The 18,289-nt window shown below is 60.4% G+C and carries 19 protein-coding genes; 8 read left to right on the top strand and 11 right to left on the bottom strand.

Annotated elements, in window-relative coordinates; all coding sequences use genetic code 11:
* Window positions 1-77: 77 nt before the first annotated feature.
* Window positions 78-638, bottom strand: coding sequence for a YdcF family protein (locus EI293_RS08735; protein WP_125436745.1), 561 nt, complete (start codon window positions 636-638; stop codon window positions 78-80).
* On the bottom strand, window positions 638-961 hold the full coding sequence (locus tag EI293_RS08740) for a hypothetical protein (RefSeq protein ID WP_125436746.1): 324 nt from the start codon (window positions 959-961) through the stop codon (window positions 638-640). Before EI293_RS08740 ends, EI293_RS08735 begins: the two co-directional genes overlap by 1 nt.
* 87 nt (window positions 962-1,048) lie before the next feature.
* Here EI293_RS08740 and EI293_RS08745 point away from each other — a divergent pair, with 87 nt between their 5' ends.
* Together EI293_RS08745 and EI293_RS08750 are read left to right on the top strand one after the other, a co-directional pair.
* Complete coding sequence (locus EI293_RS08745; protein ID WP_125436747.1) at window positions 1,049-1,579, top strand: DinB family protein; 531 nt, start codon at window positions 1,049-1,051, stop codon at window positions 1,577-1,579.
* A gap of 262 nt (window positions 1,580-1,841) precedes the next feature.
* Entirely contained in the window at window positions 1,842-2,240 is a 399-nt protein-coding gene (locus EI293_RS08750; protein ID WP_125436748.1) for a VOC family protein, read from the top strand.
* Here the strand turns inward: EI293_RS08750 and EI293_RS08755 are convergent.
* From EI293_RS08755 to EI293_RS08770, 4 genes are all read right to left on the bottom strand, one after another.
* Window positions 2,228-2,863, bottom strand: a complete 636-nt coding sequence (locus tag EI293_RS08755; protein WP_246010585.1) for an AlbA family DNA-binding domain-containing protein — start codon at window positions 2,861-2,863, stop codon at window positions 2,228-2,230. The genes EI293_RS08750 and EI293_RS08755 overlap by 13 nt on opposite strands.
* A gap of 81 nt (window positions 2,864-2,944) precedes the next feature.
* Window positions 2,945-3,820, bottom strand: coding sequence for an SDR family oxidoreductase (locus EI293_RS08760; RefSeq protein ID WP_125436749.1), 876 nt, complete (start codon window positions 3,818-3,820; stop codon window positions 2,945-2,947).
* A gap of 73 nt (window positions 3,821-3,893) precedes the next feature.
* Window positions 3,894-5,222 (bottom strand): leucine-rich repeat-containing protein kinase family protein, encoded by a 1,329-nt coding sequence (locus EI293_RS08765; protein ID WP_125436750.1) that lies wholly within the window; start codon window positions 5,220-5,222, stop codon window positions 3,894-3,896.
* 113 nt (window positions 5,223-5,335) lie between these two features.
* The gene (locus EI293_RS08770; protein ID WP_044002328.1) at window positions 5,336-5,758 is read right to left on the bottom strand and encodes a DUF3127 domain-containing protein; all 423 of its coding nucleotides are present in this window, start codon (window positions 5,756-5,758) and stop codon (window positions 5,336-5,338) included.
* Between the two features lie 148 nt (window positions 5,759-5,906).
* On the opposite strand from EI293_RS08770, the gene EI293_RS08775 reads away from it, so the two are divergent.
* Window positions 5,907-6,857: an isoaspartyl peptidase/L-asparaginase family protein gene (locus EI293_RS08775; RefSeq protein ID WP_125436751.1), complete on the top strand. Its 951-nt coding sequence runs from the start codon at window positions 5,907-5,909 to the stop codon at window positions 6,855-6,857.
* A 165-nt stretch (window positions 6,858-7,022) separates the two neighbouring features.
* On the opposite strand, the gene EI293_RS08780 is transcribed toward EI293_RS08775, so the two are convergent.
* Window positions 7,023-7,961, bottom strand: a complete 939-nt coding sequence (locus EI293_RS08780; protein WP_125436752.1) for a cyanophycinase — start codon at window positions 7,959-7,961, stop codon at window positions 7,023-7,025.
* 250 nt (window positions 7,962-8,211) lie between these two features.
* Complete coding sequence (locus EI293_RS08785; RefSeq protein WP_125436753.1) at window positions 8,212-10,017, bottom strand: M1 family metallopeptidase; 1,806 nt, start codon at window positions 10,015-10,017, stop codon at window positions 8,212-8,214.
* Between the two features lie 273 nt (window positions 10,018-10,290).
* Here EI293_RS08785 and EI293_RS08790 point away from each other — a divergent pair, with 273 nt between their 5' ends.
* The 3 genes from EI293_RS08790 (at window position 10,291) to EI293_RS22080 (ending at window position 14,249) form a co-directional block, all read left to right on the top strand.
* A complete protein-coding gene (locus EI293_RS08790; RefSeq protein WP_125436754.1) occupies window positions 10,291-12,054 on the top strand; it encodes a L,D-transpeptidase family protein in 1,764 nt (587 codons plus the stop codon).
* 638 nt (window positions 12,055-12,692) lie between these two features.
* Entirely contained in the window at window positions 12,693-13,346 is a 654-nt protein-coding gene (locus tag EI293_RS22635; RefSeq protein ID WP_125436755.1) for a helix-turn-helix domain-containing protein, read from the top strand.
* A gap of 732 nt (window positions 13,347-14,078) precedes the next feature.
* Window positions 14,079-14,249, top strand: coding sequence for a hypothetical protein (locus EI293_RS22080; RefSeq protein ID WP_170170315.1), 171 nt, complete (start codon window positions 14,079-14,081; stop codon window positions 14,247-14,249).
* 91 nt (window positions 14,250-14,340) lie between these two features.
* Here the strand turns inward: EI293_RS22080 and EI293_RS08800 are convergent, their stop codons facing one another.
* Together EI293_RS08800 and EI293_RS08805 are read right to left on the bottom strand one after the other, a co-directional pair.
* The gene (locus tag EI293_RS08800) at window positions 14,341-14,823 is read right to left on the bottom strand and encodes a hypothetical protein (protein ID WP_125436756.1); all 483 of its coding nucleotides are present in this window, start codon (window positions 14,821-14,823) and stop codon (window positions 14,341-14,343) included.
* Window positions 14,824-15,008: 185 nt separating this feature from the next.
* Window positions 15,009-16,466: a DEAD/DEAH box helicase gene (locus EI293_RS08805; RefSeq protein WP_125436757.1), complete on the bottom strand. Its 1,458-nt coding sequence runs from the start codon at window positions 16,464-16,466 to the stop codon at window positions 15,009-15,011.
* Window positions 16,467-16,672: 206 nt separating this feature from the next.
* Here EI293_RS08805 and EI293_RS08810 point away from each other — a divergent pair, with 206 nt between their 5' ends.
* On the top strand, window positions 16,673-17,194 hold the full coding sequence (locus EI293_RS08810; protein ID WP_125436758.1) for an NUDIX domain-containing protein: 522 nt from the start codon (window positions 16,673-16,675) through the stop codon (window positions 17,192-17,194).
* A gap of 74 nt (window positions 17,195-17,268) precedes the next feature.
* On the opposite strand, the gene EI293_RS08815 is transcribed toward EI293_RS08810, so the two are convergent.
* Window positions 17,269-17,829, bottom strand: coding sequence for a hypothetical protein (locus EI293_RS08815; RefSeq protein WP_125436759.1), 561 nt, complete (start codon window positions 17,827-17,829; stop codon window positions 17,269-17,271).
* Between the two features lie 235 nt (window positions 17,830-18,064).
* Here EI293_RS08815 and EI293_RS08820 point away from each other — a divergent pair, with 235 nt between their 5' ends.
* Window positions 18,065-18,283, top strand: a complete 219-nt coding sequence (locus EI293_RS08820) for a hypothetical protein (protein ID WP_125436760.1) — start codon at window positions 18,065-18,067, stop codon at window positions 18,281-18,283.
* Window positions 18,284-18,289 lie beyond the last annotated feature (6 nt).

An 18,289-nucleotide genomic window follows, 5' to 3' on the forward strand; every position in this document is an offset into this window, starting at 1 on the left:
AGAGAGGACATACAGGAATAGTTGAGGTTGTGTGGGGCGTGTACGGGTGCCCCGGGGCCGGCGTTACAGTGGCTACCTCAGAAAAGCCAGGCCCTAACGTAGGCCGGCACCTCCCGCAGCAGGGCGTAAACGTCGCGCAACTCCCAGTAGCGGGCCGCCGAGGCAGATACCGTGGATACGCCTTGCTGCCGCAGCAACAGTTGGGTGCGCGGCAGATGAAAGAACTGCGACACCACCACGGCCGACTTCAGGTGGCGTATCCGGGCCAGGCGGGCAAAGTTGCAGGCTGTAGCCTCGGTGTTGTTACCGGCATTATCTACCACAATAGCCCCGGCCGGTACATCTTGCGCCAACAAGTAGCGTTGCATAGCAGTGCCCTCGTAGTACCCCTCCCGACCCAGCCCGCCACTCACAAAGATCAGCGGGCTCAGGCCGGCCCGGTACAGGCGCAGGGCTTCATCGAGGCGGGCGCGCAGGCGTGGGGAGAGGCTGCCGTCGGGGTTTACCGTGTTGCCGGGCACCACCAAGCAGTCGGCGGGTTGGGGCTGGGCGGTGAGGCCCAAACAGGCAATGCCGACGGCGGCTAACAGCAGCACTAGTAGCAGGCCGCCCAGGAATCGGGTCAAAAGTTGGCGCATCAGGAAGTAGTGGCGGGAGTGGGTTGTAGTCGCTGATTGCGTAGGGCCAGCCCGACGGCCGTGCCGGCTGCCAGGCCCGCGTACAGCAGGCTGCGAAACTGGGCCTCATGAATTTCCCGACCCCGTTCGCGCAACTGGTGCTTCTCCTGTTCCTTGAGCGCGACCGTAGATGGATGGATGTTCACGAGGGTATGCGCAATATCCACCTCGTACTTATAGCTGACTTCCAGGTTGAAGTACGCAAACAGATTGAGCGGTATCGTGAAAAACAGCAGCCACAACAGCCAGTCCGGCGTTGGCTTGCGGAATATTCCGGTAAGCATACAGTAGTGAGGGATATAGCTTGGAAACAGGTATTGTTTCCCACCGCCTTGCCCCGAAATTATTCAGATTCCGCTACTTTCGCCTCTATGAGCCTCTTCCTTGCCTCGCCCGCCGCTACTGAGTACGCCCCATTCTACCATACGTACGTGAAGCTCATTGCCGGTGATCCGCTGGAAGCGCTGCGCCGGCAGCCCCGGGAGTTACGCCAGCTGCTGGCCGGCCTCACGGAGGAGCAGACGCTGTTTCGCTACGCCCCCGGCAAGTGGAGCATCAAGGAAAACCTGGTGCACATGCTCGATACGGAGCGCATCTTCGCCTACCGCGCCCTACGCATTGGTCGGGGCGACACGACGGCCCTGCCTGGCTTCGAGCAGGACGATTACGTGCCCGCCTCCGGGGCCGACGCCCGCCCGCTGGCCGACATCCTGCACGAGTACGACACCTTGCGGGCTGCCACGCTGAGTTTGCTGGAGTCGTTTACGGCGGAGGCCGTGGGCCGGCTGGGCACGGCCAGCGGCCAGCCCGTGAGCGTGCGGGCATTGGCCTACATTCTGCCCGGCCACGAGGCGCATCATCTGAATTTGCTGCGCGAGCGGTATCTGCCCGGGCTGCAATAATAGCTTTCGATTCACAACACCGCCTCCGGGGCGTGCGTTACATACGTCCCATTCACTCTCAACTCACACCCCATCATGGCCAAAGCCCAGGAACCCCGCAAAGAGAAGAAAAAGGAGCCAGCTAAAACCACCAAGGAAAAGAAGGCCGCCAAAGACGAGAAAAAAGCCCTGAAAGCTCGTCAGCAGGACTAAATAGCCAAAGTAGTCAAAGAGGTTCATCTGTCCGGATGAGCCTCTTTTTTGTTTAAGCAACCAACTGCCCATGCCCCAGCGCATTGCCCTCATTACCCTGGTAGTGGCGGACTACGACGAAGCCATCTGCTTCTACACCGAGAAGCTGGGCTTTACGCTCGTGGAAGACACGCCCTTGAGTGCCGAAAAACGATGGGTGCGGGTAGCTCCGCCGGGCTCTGGCGGGGCCGAGCTGCTGCTGGCCCGGGCCGCCACCTCCGCCCAGCAGGCTGCCATCGGCAACCAGACCGGCGGCCGCGTGGCCCTGTTTCTCTTTACCGACGACTTGGCCCGCGACTATGCCCGCCTGCTGGCGCAGGGCGTGCGCATCGTCCGGCCGCCGGTGGTGGAGCCGTACGGCCGGGTGCTGGTTTTTGCCGATTTGTACGGCAACCTCTGGGATTTGCTGGAACCCACTCAGAGCGTGTAATACACCTCCTTTTGCTTGTCGTGGTGCTTGATGTAGCCGTGCAGGGTGAGTTTGATAAGGGTGCGGTAGGCGCGTCGCTCCCCAATATTGAGCAGTTTCATATACTGGGCCAGCGTGATGCGCGGGTTTTTGCCCAGGTAATCCAATACGGCCAGTTCCTCTTTATTCAAGGGAATCTGCTCGAACTGCGGGCCGGTAGGCTCCTGTCGTTCCAGTACTTTTTCGGTGAGGGAGCTGGCCAGCACGCTTTCGTCGCGCACCCGCACATAGGTGCGCCATTCGGCTTCCGCTACTTGGGCGCGGTGTGGTTTCTGGCTGCTTTCCGGCACCGTAACGATGATAACCGTCCGGCCGTTTTCAGCCTCTACTTCCCGGAAACGCAACTGTAGTGGCGGCTCGATGAAGTGCTGGGCCGCTTGCCGCAGCTGGTAGAATTCTTCCTCCACGTCGCGCACGCCTACTATCCGGCCGTCATCGTCCACGCCCACCAGCACCCGGCCGCCGTGGGTATTGGCCAACGACGACAGGGTGCGGGCAATGCGCGTGGGGTGGGTGGTGCGCTGCTTGAATTCCAGCCGCTCCCCTTCGCCCTGCCGAATCAGCTCCAGTAGCTCCGTCATCATTTGGTTTTTGGTGGTGGGTTTTTGGTGCTGGTTATACGTGCTTCTTGTAACTCGTCACCAACATCATCAGCCAAAAACTACCTATTCTACTCCGGTTTCCTCCGCTGAGATGCGCCAGAGCCGGCTGGCTTCGGCGGCGTTGGACGCGCGACTGGAGCAACGGGCAGGCTTACCACCGGCAAAATACCGGCCGCTCATGCTGGCTACTTCAGGAGCGGTAGCCAGGTGCAGCGTGGTAGCTGCGCCCTGGTCAGGGGAAATCATCAGCGGGCGCGCCGTCCACCAAAGGGCGCGCATCACCTTGGAAGTATCCGGGCGCATCAGGCCGGTATCTACCAGGCCGGGGTGCAGGCAGTTGGCCGTAATGCCGGTTAGGTCGAGGCGGTGGGCCAGCTCTTTGGTAAACAGAATGTTGGCCAGCTTGGAATCGGCGTAGGCCGTGAGCCAGCTGTACTTGTCGGGCGAATTACGGGCTTCCCGGTCGGGCTCAATCTCACCTACCCAGTGCGCCACCGACGACACCGTAACCACCCGCGCCTGACCAGCAGCATCCAGCAGCGGCAGTAGTAGGTTAGTAAGCGCATAAGGTGCTAGGTGGTTGGTGGCCCAGCATAGCTCGTGGCCTTCTTCCGTAATAGTAAGATGGCCCGGCATAATGCCGGCATTATTAATCAGAATATCCAACTGGCTGAATTCCTGCTGCATTTCCCGGGCTAGTGTGTGCACGTTGCGCAGCAACGATAGGTCGAAGCACTTCACATGCACCAAGGCTTCCGGCCCGGCGGCCAGCTGAATGGCCTGCTGGGCGCGGGCGGCCTTCTCGGGGTCGCGGCCCACTACTAGTACGCGGGCTCCTAGCCGGGCCAGTTCCCGGGCCGTAACCAGCCCGATGCCACTGGTGGCACCGGTTATCAGGGCAGTTTTGCCCGCCATTGGCAGCACGGAAGCGGTTACCATACAAACAGAATTCACGATTAAGATAATCTACAGACGCAGCCAGGGACCCAATGGTTGGGCCGGCCGCCGGAACTTACGCCCGATGCAAGGCCCGCAGCTGTTCCCCGATTTCGGTAAACAACGGCCGGGCCGCCGCCTCGGGTTGGGCGCATTGGTGCTGCAGTGCCCGTAGCTCGGCCCCCAGCTGTTCGGTGGCGGCAGGTGAGCAATGATCCAGCAGCTCCTCCAGCAAACAGGCAAACGCCCGGACTTCCAGCTGTTGCAGCGCCCGGGCCGTTGCAGCTTCAGTTGGGGTAAAGAAACTGGCTGCCCCAAAATCACCGAGCAGGCTGCTGCCGTCGGGAGTAACGAGAATATTGTGGGCGTACAAGTCGCCGTGCAGAATGCCCTGAGTGTGCAGGTGTGCCGCCGCCGCCGCAATGCCTCGGGCAATGCGCAGCACAGCCGCCAGCGAGAAGGTAGTACCGGCGGGGTACACGTCGCGGGTGCAGGTCCGGAAGCTTGGCGGGCCGGCCAGGTTCCGGAAGTCCGGCGAAATCAACTCCATAACCAGGCCTTCCGCTTCGGTGGGGTGGCCGGTTATTTTTCCGGCTACGGCAATGAGGTGCGGGTGGGTGCCGGCACTGATGCAGGCCACCATTTCGCTGTGTGGCAATCCATCGGAGGTGACTGCACCTTTAAACAGCTTCACCGCCACCGGGGTAGGAGGTAGGGCCGGCCGCTGCCAGTGGGCCTGGTAAATAACGCCCGATGCGCCTTCCCCTAACACGCCCTGAAGCGCCAACTCAGACCACGCAATGGGAATAATCGGTGAGCGTAGCAGGGCTGCCTCTTCGGCATGCCGGCTGCATGGGTTGCCCGCGTAGGCCAGCCAGGTAAGGCGGGGCAGGCGCAATAGCCAGTCGGGTAGCGTCGTTAGTTGATTGGCGGCCAGGCGCAGCAACTCCAGGTTGTGGCAGTGGGCCATTTCCGGCGGCAGCTCCCGCAGCCGGTTGCCGGCCAGCATCAGCTTCTGCAGCTGACGGCACTGCCCAAGCTCCGGCGGCAGGGCCTCCAGTTGGTTATCGGTCAGAATAAGCCAGCGCAGCATTGGCGGCAGGGCCGGGCCGGGCAGCGTCCGGATCTGGTTGGCCTTGAAGCCCACCATTTCCAGAGCCAGGCATTGGCCCAGCACTTCCGGCACGTGGGTGAAGCGGTTATCGGAGCAGAACAGAATCCGCAGCCGACGTAGCCGCCCCAGGTCCGTCGGCAGCTCCGATAACGCATTACCCGACAGGTTTAGAACTTCGAGCGTATCGGCCAGCGCAAAAATTTCCCGGGGAAATTCCGTAAGTCCTTCCGCCAGGTCCAGCCGGGTGGCCCCGGCCAGTTTCCCGGCCCGTAGTTGTTGGAGTGTATGCATAGAGCGGGTAATCCATCAAAAAGCCGCTTCCGAAATTCGGAAGCGGCTTTTTGCGAAACGAAAATCAACAGAGCCGTGCACTGTCCGCCAGTGGCGGTAGTTGGCCCCATGAATTAGAAAGGCAGGTCGTTGTCGTCGTCCGAAGCAATCGGAGCGGCCGAAGCACGCAGATTTGGGTTCGAATTCTGAGCCGGAGCAGCAGCAGCGCGGGGAGCCGCCTGCTGGTAGCCACCACCCTGAGGAGCCGCGGCAGCGCCCGTGCCCGACTCAATGCGCCAGGCTTCGAGGTTGGTGAAGTACAACATCTGGCCGTTCTTGTTGAACCCACGACCCCGCAGGTTGAAGGAGATTTTTACCTCGTCGCCAATTTTGTAGGGGTCGATAAGCGCGGTTTTATCCTGTACCAGCTGGAACTTGATATGCTCGGGATACTGGCCGTCTACGACCTCCAGCACGAACTCGCGCTTGCGGAATTTTTCGCTCACCTGCTGTTCGTCGAAAATTTCGTGCAGGCGGCCGGTAGCTTCGTAAGCCATAAGGTTGAATATGTTTGGGGAGTTGAAAACAGTAAACCAAACCTACGAAAAAAAACGCGGTTAGTTCGGGCTGCGGGCCGCCGTTTGGGGCCGGTGGCCTGACTACCTTTGCCTTGCGTTTTTGCCCACCCACCACTTTTTTCTACCCATGACTGCTTCCTTCGCTTTGGCCTTGCACGGCGGTGCCGGTACCATTTCGCCCGCCCTGATGACCCCCGACAAGGAGCAGGCTTATCAGCGCGCCCTGCTGGCAGCCCTGGAGGCGGGCACGGCGGTGCTGCGCCAGGGCGGCCCCGCCCTTGATGCCGTGGAGCAGGCCGTGCGCAGCCTCGAAGACTGCCCCCTGTTCAATGCCGGCCGTGGCGCGGTATTCACCCACGAGGGCCACCACGAGATGGACGCCGCAATTATGGATGGCCGTAACCGGGCGGCCGGGGCCGTGGCTGGGGCCCGCGCCGTGCAGAATCCCATTCGGGCCGCCCGCCTTGTGATGGAGCAAACCGAACATGTGCTGCTGGCCTGGCCCGGGGCCGACGAGCTGGCCCGCCTGCATAACCTGCCTATGCAGGCGCCGGAGTATTTCTTCACTCAGCACCGCTTCGACCAGCTGCAGGAGGCCCTGCAGGAAGGTCGCATGCGCCTCGACCACTCCCAGGCCCTGCCCGATGAGGACCCGAAAAAGAAAATGGGCACGGTAGGGGCGGTGGCCCGCGACCAGCACGGCCATCTGGCTGCTGCTACCAGCACCGGCGGCATGACCAACAAGCAATACTCCCGCATCGGCGACTCGCCCATCATCGGGAGCGGCACCTTTGCGGATGACCGGACCTGCGCCATCAGCTGCACCGGTCACGGTGAGTTTTTCCTGCGGGCCGTGGTGGCGCATGATATCAGCTGCCTTATGGAATATCGGGGCCTATCATTGGCCGAGGCCTGCCGGGTGGTGGTGCACGAGAAGCTGGCTCCCATAGGTGGCGAAGGCGGCCTGGTAGCCGTGGACGCGGCCGGCAACGTGGCCCTGCCTTTCAACTCCGAAGGTATGTACCGCGCCAGCCTCACCTCCGCCGATACGGGCCCATTCGTGGCTATCTACAAATAAGGCCGATCAGGTATTCTCGGCGGCTATATATATAAGGAGTAAATGCCGGCGAATGGGATTGTTCTTGCTTGCGCCGTTTGAGGTTGTTTGTTTCTCATTTGTATAAAGGAAAAAAACCCTCTTTCGGTCTGAAAAGAGGGTTTTTATCTATTTGGGTAAAATGGCTTAGCCAGCCGGAGCGGGCTCGTTGGCACCCTGGCCGGCCGTAAGCAGCGTCGATTCGGCTGCCTGCTGGCGGAGCTTCAGGTCGGGGTAGAATTCGCGCTGGGTGATGTCGTAGAGGTTGCTCTTGACGAGGACGTGTAGCTGCATGCTCTCGATGGAAATGGCCTCACCTTTTTTGGCGGCGGCGGCGTTGTTGTGCTCCAGCTTATGGCCGTCCATGATAATGACCAGGTTGGAGCCGATGGTTTCGAGCTGGTTGCCCTCGGTGATGAGCACGCCCGTATCCTCACCCAGGCCGATGCCGATGAGCTTGGGATGCAGCGCCACCGCCTCAATGAGCCGGCCAAAACGGCCGCGCTTCACAAAGTGCGAGTCAATCACCACGCTGTCAATCAGGCCCAGGCCGGTGCCCATCTTCACGGCACCTTTCATCAGGGCATCGGGTACGCTGCCGCCCTTGATCATTGTCTTCGACATAGCCACGGCCCCGGCCGAGGTGCCTGCAATGATAAAGTTCGGCGTGTTGTAGTACCGTTGCTTGAGCGTGCGCAAAAACTCCGTTTCGCCAAACATTTGGGTGAGGCGCGACTGATTGCCACCCGAGAACATCACAATATCGGCCCGGGTGAGGCGCTCCACATACTGCGGGTCCAGCGCTTCCTCGCGGGTGCGGATGTTCATAATGTTCACGTTGTTGCAGTTGAGCATCGTGAACGAGGAAATATAGACGCGCGCCACTTCCTCCGGAATCATGGAGGCGGTGGTGATGACTTCGATGGTAGGGTCCTCTTTTCCCGATTCCAGAATCACGCGCTTGAGAATGCCCAGCTCAAAAAAGTTGAGGTAGTATTTCTTTTTAGTGCGCGGGTTGGGGTAGGTACCCTTGTCCTCGTTGCCTCCAATGGCAATGAGCTTACCGAGCGGTTTTTGATTTTTCAAGGCAGAAATCAGCATAAGCAAACAAACGAAAAAGCGCGTGGCGGCTCGGTCTGGTCCGTTAAACGGCAGAGCACCGGCCGCTCCGATGGGGAACCCGCAAGCAAGGTTCGGGCCACGCGGGCGTTTTCAGACGAAAAGAAAGAACAACCGACCAACCCTGGCCGGGGTTTCGGGCGGTAATATCAGGGGCCATACCGAAGCAACAAAATCCGTCCCGATTACTTGGCCCGCGTCGGTCGAACGGCGCGACTTACTTGGTGGGGCGGCCCAACAGCGCGTCGAAGGTAACGGTTGCCACGGCGTGGTAGTTGGGGCGAGCCTCGGCATAGAGCTGCCGGGCACGGGCCAGCCCGTCGGGCGTGGCCAGCAGGGCCCGGTACAGCGGCACCAGAAACTTGCGCCTACCCACCCGCGTGAGAAACTGATGGAGTGCCTCATCGGCCGGGGAGTAGCCGGTGGCAATAGTATGCGGGAACCAGGCGGCCAGGATTTCCGCGTTGCCCGACTGCGTGAAACCGAAGGCTGCATCCAGCTCCGCGAGTTGGGCCGGGCTTAAGGTAGCCGGCAGCCCGTGCAGGAAATGCACCCATTCGTGACTGCTCCAGTCAGCAGTGGCCAGCGCCGGGGCCGGGGTGCCGCTTTGCCAGGCGCGCTGTGCTTTCTCAACCGCCGCAAACCGCTCGGAGGAAACCGGCGGAGCTACGGCCGGAATTCCGGGGCCGTTGATCCAGGCATCGAGTTGTATCCGCTCTGCCAGGCCCGGATGTTTGTCGAGAAGCTCCTGGCGCAGGTAGGTAAGGAACGAGGCCGTGTCCATGCTCTGGAAACTGTGCCGGGCAAAGTATTCCTTTATAAAGGTGTCGAGGGCGGCGCGTCCTACCAAATGCTCCAGCGTAAGAAGCAGGTAGTCGCCCTTCTCGTACGCAATTTCGTTGAGGCCCTCGTCCGGGTCGCGGCCGGCCAGGTTCAGCAGCAGGTGCGTGTCCGGGCTGGTGGCACCCAGCTCCTGCACGGTGTGGAGCAGGGCAGAGTGGCCCAGCGCCTGCAGCATATCCGCGTACGGCTTGCCATAGAGCTGCTCCATAATGCGCCGCTCGAAGTACACGGTGAAGCCCTCGTTCAGCCAGAAGTCATTCCAGGTGGCGTTGGTCACCAGGTTGCCGCTCCAGGAGTGGGCCAGCTCGTGGGCCACCAGGCTTGTCAGGCTCCGGTCACCGGCCAGGATAGTAGGCGTTACAAAAGTTAAGCGCGGGTTTTCCATGCCCCCAAACGGAAAAGAGGGTGGGAGCACCAGCAAATCGTACCGTTCCCAGCGGTAGGGGCCATACAGGTCTTCGGCCGTGGTTACCATCTGCTCCAGGTCTTCGAACTCACTGGCCGCGATGGGCAGCGTGATGGGTTCGGCATACACGCCCGTACGCGGACTCAGCGGCCGGAATTCCACCGCACCCACCGCCAGGGCCATAAGGTACGCGGGAATGGGCTGGGTCATGCGGAAGTGGTAGATGCCGCTGGGGTCGAGCTGCTGCGGGTTCTCGGCACTCATCAGCGGCAGCAGATGGGCGGGTACCTCTACGCGGGCCTCGTAGGTGAAGCGCACCCCCGGCGAGTCCTGACACGGAATCCAGGTGCGGGCCAGGATAGCCTGGGACTGGGTAAACAGAAACGGCTGCTGGCGGCCGGCCGTCTGCTCCGGGCTGAGCCATTGCAGCGCGGCCGCGTCGGGTGCGGTCTGGTACCGGATGCTGACAGCGGTAGTGTCGGGAAGAAGTTGAATGTGCAGGGCCTGTCCCAGCACCGCGTCGTGGGGGCCGAAGTGGAAGGTAGTCGGCGTACCGGTCGGCCCGTCCAGTAGCACGGCGTCGATTTGCAGACCGCGCACATCGAGGATCAACTCCTGGGCGGTGGCTGCGGACCGGCGCAGCTGCCAGGTAGCGGAGCCCCGCAGAATCTGTTGCGTAAAATCAACCGTCAGGTCGAGCAGTAGGTGATGCACGCTGGCCTCGGCGGGGCGGGCGTGGCTGTGCGGGTCGGCGGGGAAAAGCAGGTTGGACATCATTGCGAAAGGCAGGAGGGGGGCCACCCGGTGGCGGCGCGTATGGGGTTGGGCAAAAGTAACAATTGCCGTCTGGGCTCTGGGGTACGGTAAAAGGCCCCGGCAGGGATGGGAAATACTCGGGGCAAAACGTCTAACTTGCGGCGTTGGGCAAGAAGCACCGATACTGGCAACTCCGCCGTACCGAAATCAGTACAACGCCCTGACTGCGCCGGCCCCGTGGCTGCCGCTCGTCAGAAACCGTTTTATTGATTCTTCTCCCGACCACCCCGCATGAACGAATTCCATCGTCCTTCTTTTCTTACCACTTTCTGTTGCTGGCTGCTGGGCCTGCTGCTGTGCACCTCCGTGGTGTCGTGCAGCCAGGACCAGAAGGCACAACTGAAGGAAGCCCTGCCCGGCGGCCTCACCAAAGCCGGCGGTGCCCAACCCAAGCTCGACAGCGTGTACATTGTAAAGTACATGAGCACCGAGCCCAAATTCAAGGACCAGACTGAGTGGGCCAAGAAATTTTACCGGGAGCGGGACTTCCGGCTTGGCTGGTTCCGCAACCACGAGCTTGTACCACAGGCCCGCACCCTGCTTGGGGTTATCAACAAAGCTGCCGACGAAGGGCTGGATCCTAAGGAGTATAAAACCAAGGATTTCGAACAGCTTTTCAAAGACCTGGATGCCGCTCAGGGCGACTCTACCAAGCGTAATACGCTGGAAAAGGAAATCGATGTAGCACTGTCGGGGACCTACTTCAACTATGCTTCCGACTTTTACCGGGGCACGGTAGATCCGCGCGCCGTGAAGGCCATTGACTGGAACGTGAAGCGCAACAAAATCAAGCTGCACAAGGCGCTGATGACCATCCTTAAGGAGCGGGAAAGCACCTACGGATACTATGATTTTGAACCCTTGCACCCCGAATATGACCGGCTGAAAAAGGCTTTGGCCGACTACCGCGCCATTCAGCGCAACGGCGGCTGGCCGGTGTTGCCCGCCACTACCCGCTTGAAGCCGGGCGCCACTTCGGCGGCCGTAGCCACACTGCGGACCCGCCTGCTGGGCCCTGATGCCGCCGCTCCGACGGCTGGTACGCCGGCCGTTGCCGTGGCCAACAGCCCCGGTACGCCGGCCGCCCCTGCCGCTCCGGTTGCACAGGTATACGACGCCGAGCTGGTAGCTGCCGTGAAAGAGTTTCAGGCCATGAACGGGCTGAAACAGGACGGTATCGTAACCGGCGAGACATTACGTCTGCTCAATGTTTCAGTGGCCCAGCGCATCGATCAGATTACTCTGAACATGGAACGCTGGCGCTGGATTCCGAAGAAGTTCGAGCCGAATTATCTGCTTGTGAACATTCCGGAGTACACCCTGCATGTGGTGGAAGAAAACAAGGAGAAATTCACCATGCCGGTCATCGTGGGCAAGACGCTCAACGCCACGCCGGTCTTCAGCGACAAGATGGAATTTGTGGTACTGGCTCCTTACTGGAACGTGCCCTTCAGCATCATCGACAAGGAGCTGCGCCCGAAGCTGGTGGCCAATGCGCAAGCCACGCTCGACCGCCTCGATATGGAAGTGGTGAAAGGATGGGGGGCTAAAGCTACCCCCATTGACCCCAATAGCATCGACTGGGCCAACGTGAGCCAGAAGACCTGGAAGTACACCCTGCGCCGCCGGCCCGGCCCCAAAAACGACTTGGGTGACGTGAAGTTTATCTTCCCGAACTCGAACGATATCTACCTCCACGACACCCCCCACGACGAGCTGTTCAGCCAGACCAAGCGCGGCTTCAGCCATGGCTGCGTACGGGTAGCCGAGCCCATCAAGCTGGCTGAATACCTGCTGCGTGACAAGCCCGACTGGGACCGGACCGCCATTATGGATACCATTGCCGGCCGCCGCGAGAAGTACGTAACCCTGCCCGAGAAGCTGCCCGTGTATCTGGTGTATTTCACTACCTGGGTAGACGAAGCCGGTAAGGTCCACTTCCGCGACGATATCTACGGCCACGACAAGGCCCTGGCCAAGGAGTACTTCAACTAGTTTTCCAAGCGCGAATCGGCTTCGGCCGAAGACTATTTCAGGCTCCCACTTACCTGCCCCCGGGCCGGGTAGGTGGGGGCCTGACGCATTATAGCGTTATAAGAAGTGCTGGTAGGCGCGTAACCCTGATGTTGTATGATTGCCACGTGATGCCGTTGCTTACGGCCAGCAGATCGGTGTGTGAGCAGATGGTGGATGATACAACGGCAGCCCGAAGGGAGTAAGGACGCGTGGTAGGAATGTGCTGGACTGACATGACGCAATAGTCGTTCGCTCCGAAGATGTCCCGCCATCGGGGCCGTTTGTCGGGTAATTTGTTTGTCTGGTGATATGGCTACGCCCACCTGCCTGCCGGTAAGAAAGCAGCCCCATACGATGTACCGACAACGCTCTGTAAGTAGGGGGCTCTACAGCCCAAAAATTCGATTGGGTCAGACAGTCACAGTTCCCAGGCAAGAAGCATGCAACCCATAAAGCCGAATTTACAATTGTATTGGGAAGATGAATCTGCAGGCTGTTGTTATCAATTGTAAACCCAAATAAAGTTTAGGCAAACTATGTTTACAATTGGCAACATGAATAAGAGAGTGTAAGGGTCAGTTTAGATAATGGTACATTTGTAAATAACCTCTATACCCATGCTTGACCGGATTCGGACGCTGCTCACAGCGCGTCAGCTTAGCCCTACCCAGTTTGCTGATACCATTGGGGTGTCGCGGCCTATTGTGAGCCATATCCTGAGTGGGCGTAACAAGCCCAGCCTGGAGGTGGTGCAGAAAATTGTGGGGGCTTTCCCCGATCTGTCGCTCCGTTGGCTACTGAATGGCGAGGGGCCGATGCTGGCGGCCCGTAGCCCGGCTGAGTCCGATTCAGCCCCTTCCCGGGGGCGCTCAACGGTTACAGAGGGCCAGAGGCCCGCAGAAGCCCCACAGGAGAGCCTTGCGGGGCCACATACGCCACAGATAGTCCCTGTAACGCCGGTCGGGTTTACTGAGGCAACAGCTGAAGTTTTGCCAGTCAGACCGGAGGCGGCCGTAGTACCGCCTCCGCCTCCGGGGCCTCTGGAAATGCCCGCACCAGCGCCTGTAGCAATTTCTGCTGAAAAAAAATCTGTGCTGTTGGCTGACGGACAGGAAGTTAGCGTGCCAGTCGCTCAATTTGCAATGCCTCTACCACCTGCGGGAGCCGATATAGCGCGTAGTCTGGCGACGCCAGGCAAGGGCATCCGCCGCATCGTTATCTTCTACCAAGACGGCACGTTTGCTGATTATCAGCCAGAAGCGGCGTCCTGACTCGGTGAACCGGGTGAAATTCCCGGCCAATGGTTTGTATTTCTCGGTTGTTTGTTGGTTAGATGCAATTTGGCAGGCTATCAGTCGAGTTTCTGGTGCTTCGGTTGACCTACTGGCTTTAACCGTCTATTTAGGGGGCTTATATGAGGTAGTATGACTGAGCATAGTAACAATGGTTTTCCTGCTAAAGCAATTGTGATTGTATGAATAATAAATAAATTAAATTGCTGTTCTTCAGATGTTTGTAAATATATATGTGGACTGTGAGTTTAGGGTAACAGAGTGAGAAGTCAAGTGTTGGTATGACGGAATAATCAAAATGGTCGAAAGGGCCTGCAAGGGCTAAAAATGAGGTGGGTAAGCGGGCTGCTTTGCTAAATTTATTGCAGTAGCCTTGCCTACGATAAATGCCAAAGAAAAAATCCATCTTTTAGCCTCAGCAGCTTTGGAGTGGTGGCGCAGGGGGCGGGGAAGGCGCAAAGGCAGGTAGCCTGGGCTGCCTGCCGAATGACTAGCTCCGCACAGACTATTTACATGTGTAGGGCATCGATACTGATAGCTAGTTGTGCTCTGGCGACAGTAGCTGAAGTATAGAGTTGTAAACTGATGCGGGAAGGAGTAAAGCTTGCCTATCTGTGGTTACATATGTATGACTTTTCGCAAGGCGCTAATTGTCGGCAGGAAGCTGGGGGAGTACTTGCCCGGATTCGGGGTGGTGCGTACCTTTGGGCCATGAAAAACTTTCGTCTGCTTTTCCTGCTCGCCGCTGGCGCTTCCTTAATCCTGTCGTCCTGCTCGCAAGCTCCCGACGCGGAGAAGGACCCCAACGCCGACGCGGCCTATAAGCGCAGCCACCGCCCCGAGGGCTACCGCGAGGCGCAGCGCAGCAACGTAAACTACTAGGCAGGTTCCCCGGCTCCGGTTGGCCCTGACACACAAAAGCCCCGTCGGCAGCAGGCCGGCGGGGCTTTTGTGTATGGGTGGCTGGTAGCAGCTAAAGGGCCAGGGCCAACTGTGGGGACGGTTTCGGCAGCAGGGTCGGGAGCTGGATGCCGGCCAGCAGCTCGCCTTCCAGCAGGTCGGCCCAGGTGCGCAGGTACAGCACCACATCATCGCGCTGGTTGTGGCGCAGGGCGTTCCGGCGCTCAAAGGGAATGGTGGCGCGGATGGTGGGGTCGGAGAGGCGCTCCAGGTGCGTCAGGTCCTGGCGGGTGAATCCTAGGGCCAGCATCTCATCAATAGTGGCATCAATGGGTAGGCCGCTGGTGGGGCAGTAATCAGTGAGCTGCCGCTCCCAGTCGCCGTAGCGCTCCATGGCCCGGGCATGAATTTCAGCCTTGGTAAGCCGGGTAACGGTCTGGGCCAGGTGGCCGCAGTTACAGCTGCCCATGTGGCCCCACTGATATGGAGCTTGGCTGCTGAGACGATGGGCCGTGTCGCGCAGGGCCTGAATAACGGGAAGCGTGCGTTGTGCCATAACCAAACAAAGTAGGTGAAAACTGCCCACGGGGCATCTGTGCAAGTAAGCAACAGCCGGCCCGGAATGTTTAGGCCCCGGCTGCAAACCCACTCAACGCAAAATGCCCCGACCAACCGGCCGGGGCGTTTTTGTTACGTGCTGTTCAGGGGAAGCGCGGAAGCGCCGGAACCTGTCTGGGAGCCCTAGCGGTTGCCGCCGCCCCGGAAGCGGCGCTGGCCGCCCCGGCTGGAACCACCGGCACTGCCGCCTTCCGGATGGGAGGTGCCAGCCGGCCGGCCAGCTGCCGCGTGGCCGCCGCGCTGCCCTTCCCGCCCTGAGTTGCCGCTAGGCCGCTCACTACGGCCACTGCCGCCCTGACCGCCCTGGCTGCGCTGGCCTTCCGGCCGGCCTGAGCCTGCGGGCTGCTGGCCCCGACCCGGCCGGGCCGGCCGACCGGCCGGACCTTTCGGGCGCTTAATGGCCGGACCGCCTGACAGCGGTACCGGTGCCACGGCGCTGGAGGTGTACGGATGATTCTGCACCACCGGAATCTGGCGGCGGATGAGCTTCTGGATGTCCTGGAAGTAGGCGCGCTCCTCGTCGTCGCAGAAGGAGAGGGCGGTGCCGTTGGCCCCGGCGCGGCCGGTGCGGCCAATACGGTGCACGTACGACTCCGGCTCGTTGGGGATTTCGTAGTTGATAACGTGGGTCAGCTCGTCCACGTCGATGCCGCGGGCGGCAATATCGGTGGCCACTAGCACGCGCGTCGCGCCAGCTTTGAAGTTGCTGAGGGCGCGCTGGCGGTGGTTCTGCGACTTATTGCCGTGGATGGCCTCCGCCCCGATGCCGGCCTTTTCCAGCGTGCGGACCACCTTATCGGCCCCGTGCTTGGTGCGCGTGAACACGAGCACCCGGCGGATGTTCTTGTCCTGCAATACGTGCTCCAGCAAGTCGGCCTTGTCGTTTTTCTCCACCATGTACACGGCCTGGGTCACGGTATCGGCCGTGCTCGACACGGGCGTTACGGCTACTTTAACCGGGTTGGGGCGCAGAATGGTATCGGCCAAGTCCTGAATCTGGCCGGGCATGGTGGCCGAGAAGAACAGCGTCTGGCGCTGCTTGGGCAGCTTGGGTAGAATCCGCTTGATGTCGTGGATGAAGCCCATGTCCAGCATGCGGTCGGCTTCGTCCAGCACAAACACCTCAATGTTGCGCAGGTCGATAAAGCCCTGGTTCATGAGGTCGAGCAAACGGCCGGGGGTGGCAATGAGCACTTCCACGCCGCGCTTAAGAATCTGCACCTGCGGGTGCTGGCCCACGCCGCCGAAGATGACGGTGGAGCGCAACTTGGGCAAATGACGGCCGTAGGCCTGAAAACTTTCGCCGATCTGAATAGCCAGCTCGCGGGTAGGCGTGAGCACCAGGCAACGGATGCGGCCGGGCGCGTGGCGCTCTACCTGAGCCGTCTGGTGCAGAATCTGAAGAATAGGAACGGTGAAAGCGGCCGTTTTGCCGGTGCCCGTCTGGGCAATGCCCAGCAGGTCGTGGCCTTCCAGCACCTGCGGAATGGCCTGCTGCTGAATGGGCGTGGGGGTAACATAGCCTTCCTCGCGCAAAGCGCTAAGGATGGGCTCAATCAGGTTGAGTTCGTCGAACGACATCTAGAAAAAAAAAGCGGCTGCCCCAGAGGCAGCGAAAATGGCACAGCTATATAAGAGCCCGCAAAGGTCGGGTTTTTTACGGTAAAGCCCCCGCTTCCGTCCCGGAGACTGCCGGCCCGGGCGGAGTTGCCGGTTGCCACCGGTGGGCGTCAGCCGCAAAATCCGCCTACCTTGGCCGCTAAAGAACCTATTTCCTCTTTTACCTTATGCAGATCATCGAGCGAAAAATAGCCTTCGACGGCCACTACAAACTCAGCGTATTGCAGGTGCAGGACGGCCCCGATGTGCTGCGGCGGGAGCGGTTTGAGCCCGGTACGGCCGTGGCGGCGCTGGTGTACCATACCGGCACCCGCCAGTACATCCTCACCCGCCAGTATCGCATCGGGCCCGAGGACGAAATTGTGGAGCTGGCCGCCGGCATGGTGGACGGCGACGAGGAGCCCGAAGCAGCCATCCGCCGCGAGATTCACGAGGAGCTGGGCTACGACGTGGACCGCCTGGAGCGCATTACCCGCATGCTGCCCTCGCCCGGCACCAGCTCGGAAGTCATTACCGTATTCTACGCCGAAGTCAGCCACCAGTCGGGCCAGGGCGGCGGCCTGGCCGAGGAAAACGAGAAAATCGAAGCCGTGTCCTTCACTGCCGAGGAGCTGGGGCAGGCGCGCTTCGAGGACGCCAAAACGCTGGTGGCAGTACAGTGGGCCCGCCTGCGGGAAGCCGCAAACTAGCTCCGGATTGTACGCAGGCAGGCCCTGACTTCGGTAGAAGTCAGGGCCTGCTCAGTTGGTCGTATAGCTAAAAGCTACTCCGCCTTCACGATGTACTCGAAGTTTTGCTTGGTTTTGGCGTCGTTGATAGTCAGGGTGATGTCCTGGGGCGTCTCGACTTTCACGAAGGGAATAACGCGCTTGCTCATGTACAGGTCGCGGTTCCAGAAGCGGCCGTTACCGGCAGTCAGGCCGGGGACGTTTAATACCTCTTTGCCCTCCTTGTCCTTGGCCACCAGGCTCAGGTAGGCGGGGTCAGCATTGGCGGCTCCCCGACGGTACATTGTCACGGTAAGCTGGCCGCCGGCGGGCAGTTGCGTAAAGCGGCGCTGGTAAGTAGTATCGGCCCAGCTGTTCATGCGCTTGAGCTCATTGATTTCGGTGAGCAGTTCGCTGTAGGGGCGGTAAGCCACGCGGGTTACGCAGGCATCCACCTCGGCATCCTCATCGGTGTTTTTCGTGACGTTGAGTACGTAGGGGCTTTCCTCGTCCTTTCTGGGGAAGGTGTATTTTTTGCGGGGCTTGCCGGGCATGTACTGCGCGGAGGCTGCCAGGGCACCCAGAAACAGAACGGCGAGGAGGAAAAATTTCTTCATAGGGAGTGATAAAAGCAACTAGAGGGTGAAGGCCGGATTCCGGTCTGGCAAAGATACGGAATACCCCGGCCGCTGCCACCGGTTTCGGCCAACGGGCCACGGGGTTCGACGGGACGCGGCAGCCGGCTGATTAAGCAGCGCCCGCCCGGCCGGAATTGACGATACCGTAATCCGCCGGTAACGCCCGCGTCATGTGCCGGGCGGTTCTTTGCAGTGGATTAAACTGCTGAAAATCATGCGGACTCCGATTGTTTTCCCACTGGCCCACCAAGTGGTGCGCGCGGTAGCCTACCGGCTGTTTCAGCTGGCCCTGGTGCTGGCCTACCTGCTGCGCTCCGTGGGGGCGCTGCGGCTGCCTTTCCACTTCAACCACGCCGCCACCGATGACAAAAAGCTCCCGGGTAGCCGTCGGGTGCGGCCCCGGACGTCATTTTCGGCCCGCCCGGCGCTGTAAGCAAGG

It is taken from the genome of Hymenobacter perfusus (assembly GCF_003944765.1).
GTDB lineage: Bacteria > Bacteroidota > Bacteroidia > Cytophagales > Hymenobacteraceae > Hymenobacter > Hymenobacter perfusus.

Excerpts from the sequence above, each read along its gene's own strand:
- EI293_RS08740 (WP_125436746.1), bottom strand. The coding sequence starts at position 961 with ATGCTTACCGGAATATTCCGCAAGCCAACGCCGGACTGGCTGTTGTGG.
- EI293_RS08820 (WP_125436760.1), top strand. The coding sequence starts at position 18,065 with ATGCGGACTCCGATTGTTTTCCCACTGGCCCACCAAGTGGTGCGCGCG.
- EI293_RS22080 (WP_170170315.1), top strand. The coding sequence starts at position 14,079 with ATGAAAAACTTTCGTCTGCTTTTCCTGCTCGCCGCTGGCGCTTCCTTA.
- EI293_RS08810 (WP_125436758.1), top strand. The coding sequence starts at position 16,673 with ATGCAGATCATCGAGCGAAAAATAGCCTTCGACGGCCACTACAAACTC.
- EI293_RS08785 (WP_125436753.1), bottom strand. The coding sequence starts at position 10,017 with ATGTCCAACCTGCTTTTCCCCGCCGACCCGCACAGCCACGCCCGCCCC.
- EI293_RS08790 (WP_125436754.1), top strand. The coding sequence starts at position 10,291 with ATGAACGAATTCCATCGTCCTTCTTTTCTTACCACTTTCTGTTGCTGG.
- EI293_RS08775 (WP_125436751.1), top strand. The coding sequence starts at position 5,907 with ATGACTGCTTCCTTCGCTTTGGCCTTGCACGGCGGTGCCGGTACCATT.
- EI293_RS08800 (WP_125436756.1), bottom strand. The coding sequence starts at position 14,823 with ATGGCACAACGCACGCTTCCCGTTATTCAGGCCCTGCGCGACACGGCC.
- EI293_RS08765 (WP_125436750.1), bottom strand. The coding sequence starts at position 5,222 with ATGCATACACTCCAACAACTACGGGCCGGGAAACTGGCCGGGGCCACC.
- EI293_RS08745 (WP_125436747.1), top strand. The coding sequence starts at position 1,049 with ATGAGCCTCTTCCTTGCCTCGCCCGCCGCTACTGAGTACGCCCCATTC.
- EI293_RS22635 (WP_125436755.1), top strand. The coding sequence starts at position 12,693 with ATGCTTGACCGGATTCGGACGCTGCTCACAGCGCGTCAGCTTAGCCCT.
- EI293_RS08815 (WP_125436759.1), bottom strand. The coding sequence starts at position 17,829 with ATGAAGAAATTTTTCCTCCTCGCCGTTCTGTTTCTGGGTGCCCTGGCA.
- EI293_RS08805 (WP_125436757.1), bottom strand. The coding sequence starts at position 16,466 with ATGTCGTTCGACGAACTCAACCTGATTGAGCCCATCCTTAGCGCTTTG.
- EI293_RS08760 (WP_125436749.1), bottom strand. The coding sequence starts at position 3,820 with ATGGTAACCGCTTCCGTGCTGCCAATGGCGGGCAAAACTGCCCTGATA.
- EI293_RS08735 (WP_125436745.1), bottom strand. The coding sequence starts at position 638 with ATGCGCCAACTTTTGACCCGATTCCTGGGCGGCCTGCTACTAGTGCTG.
- EI293_RS08750 (WP_125436748.1), top strand. The coding sequence starts at position 1,842 with ATGCCCCAGCGCATTGCCCTCATTACCCTGGTAGTGGCGGACTACGAC.
- EI293_RS08755 (WP_246010585.1), bottom strand. The coding sequence starts at position 2,863 with ATGATGACGGAGCTACTGGAGCTGATTCGGCAGGGCGAAGGGGAGCGG.
- EI293_RS08770 (WP_044002328.1), bottom strand. The coding sequence starts at position 5,758 with ATGGCTTACGAAGCTACCGGCCGCCTGCACGAAATTTTCGACGAACAG.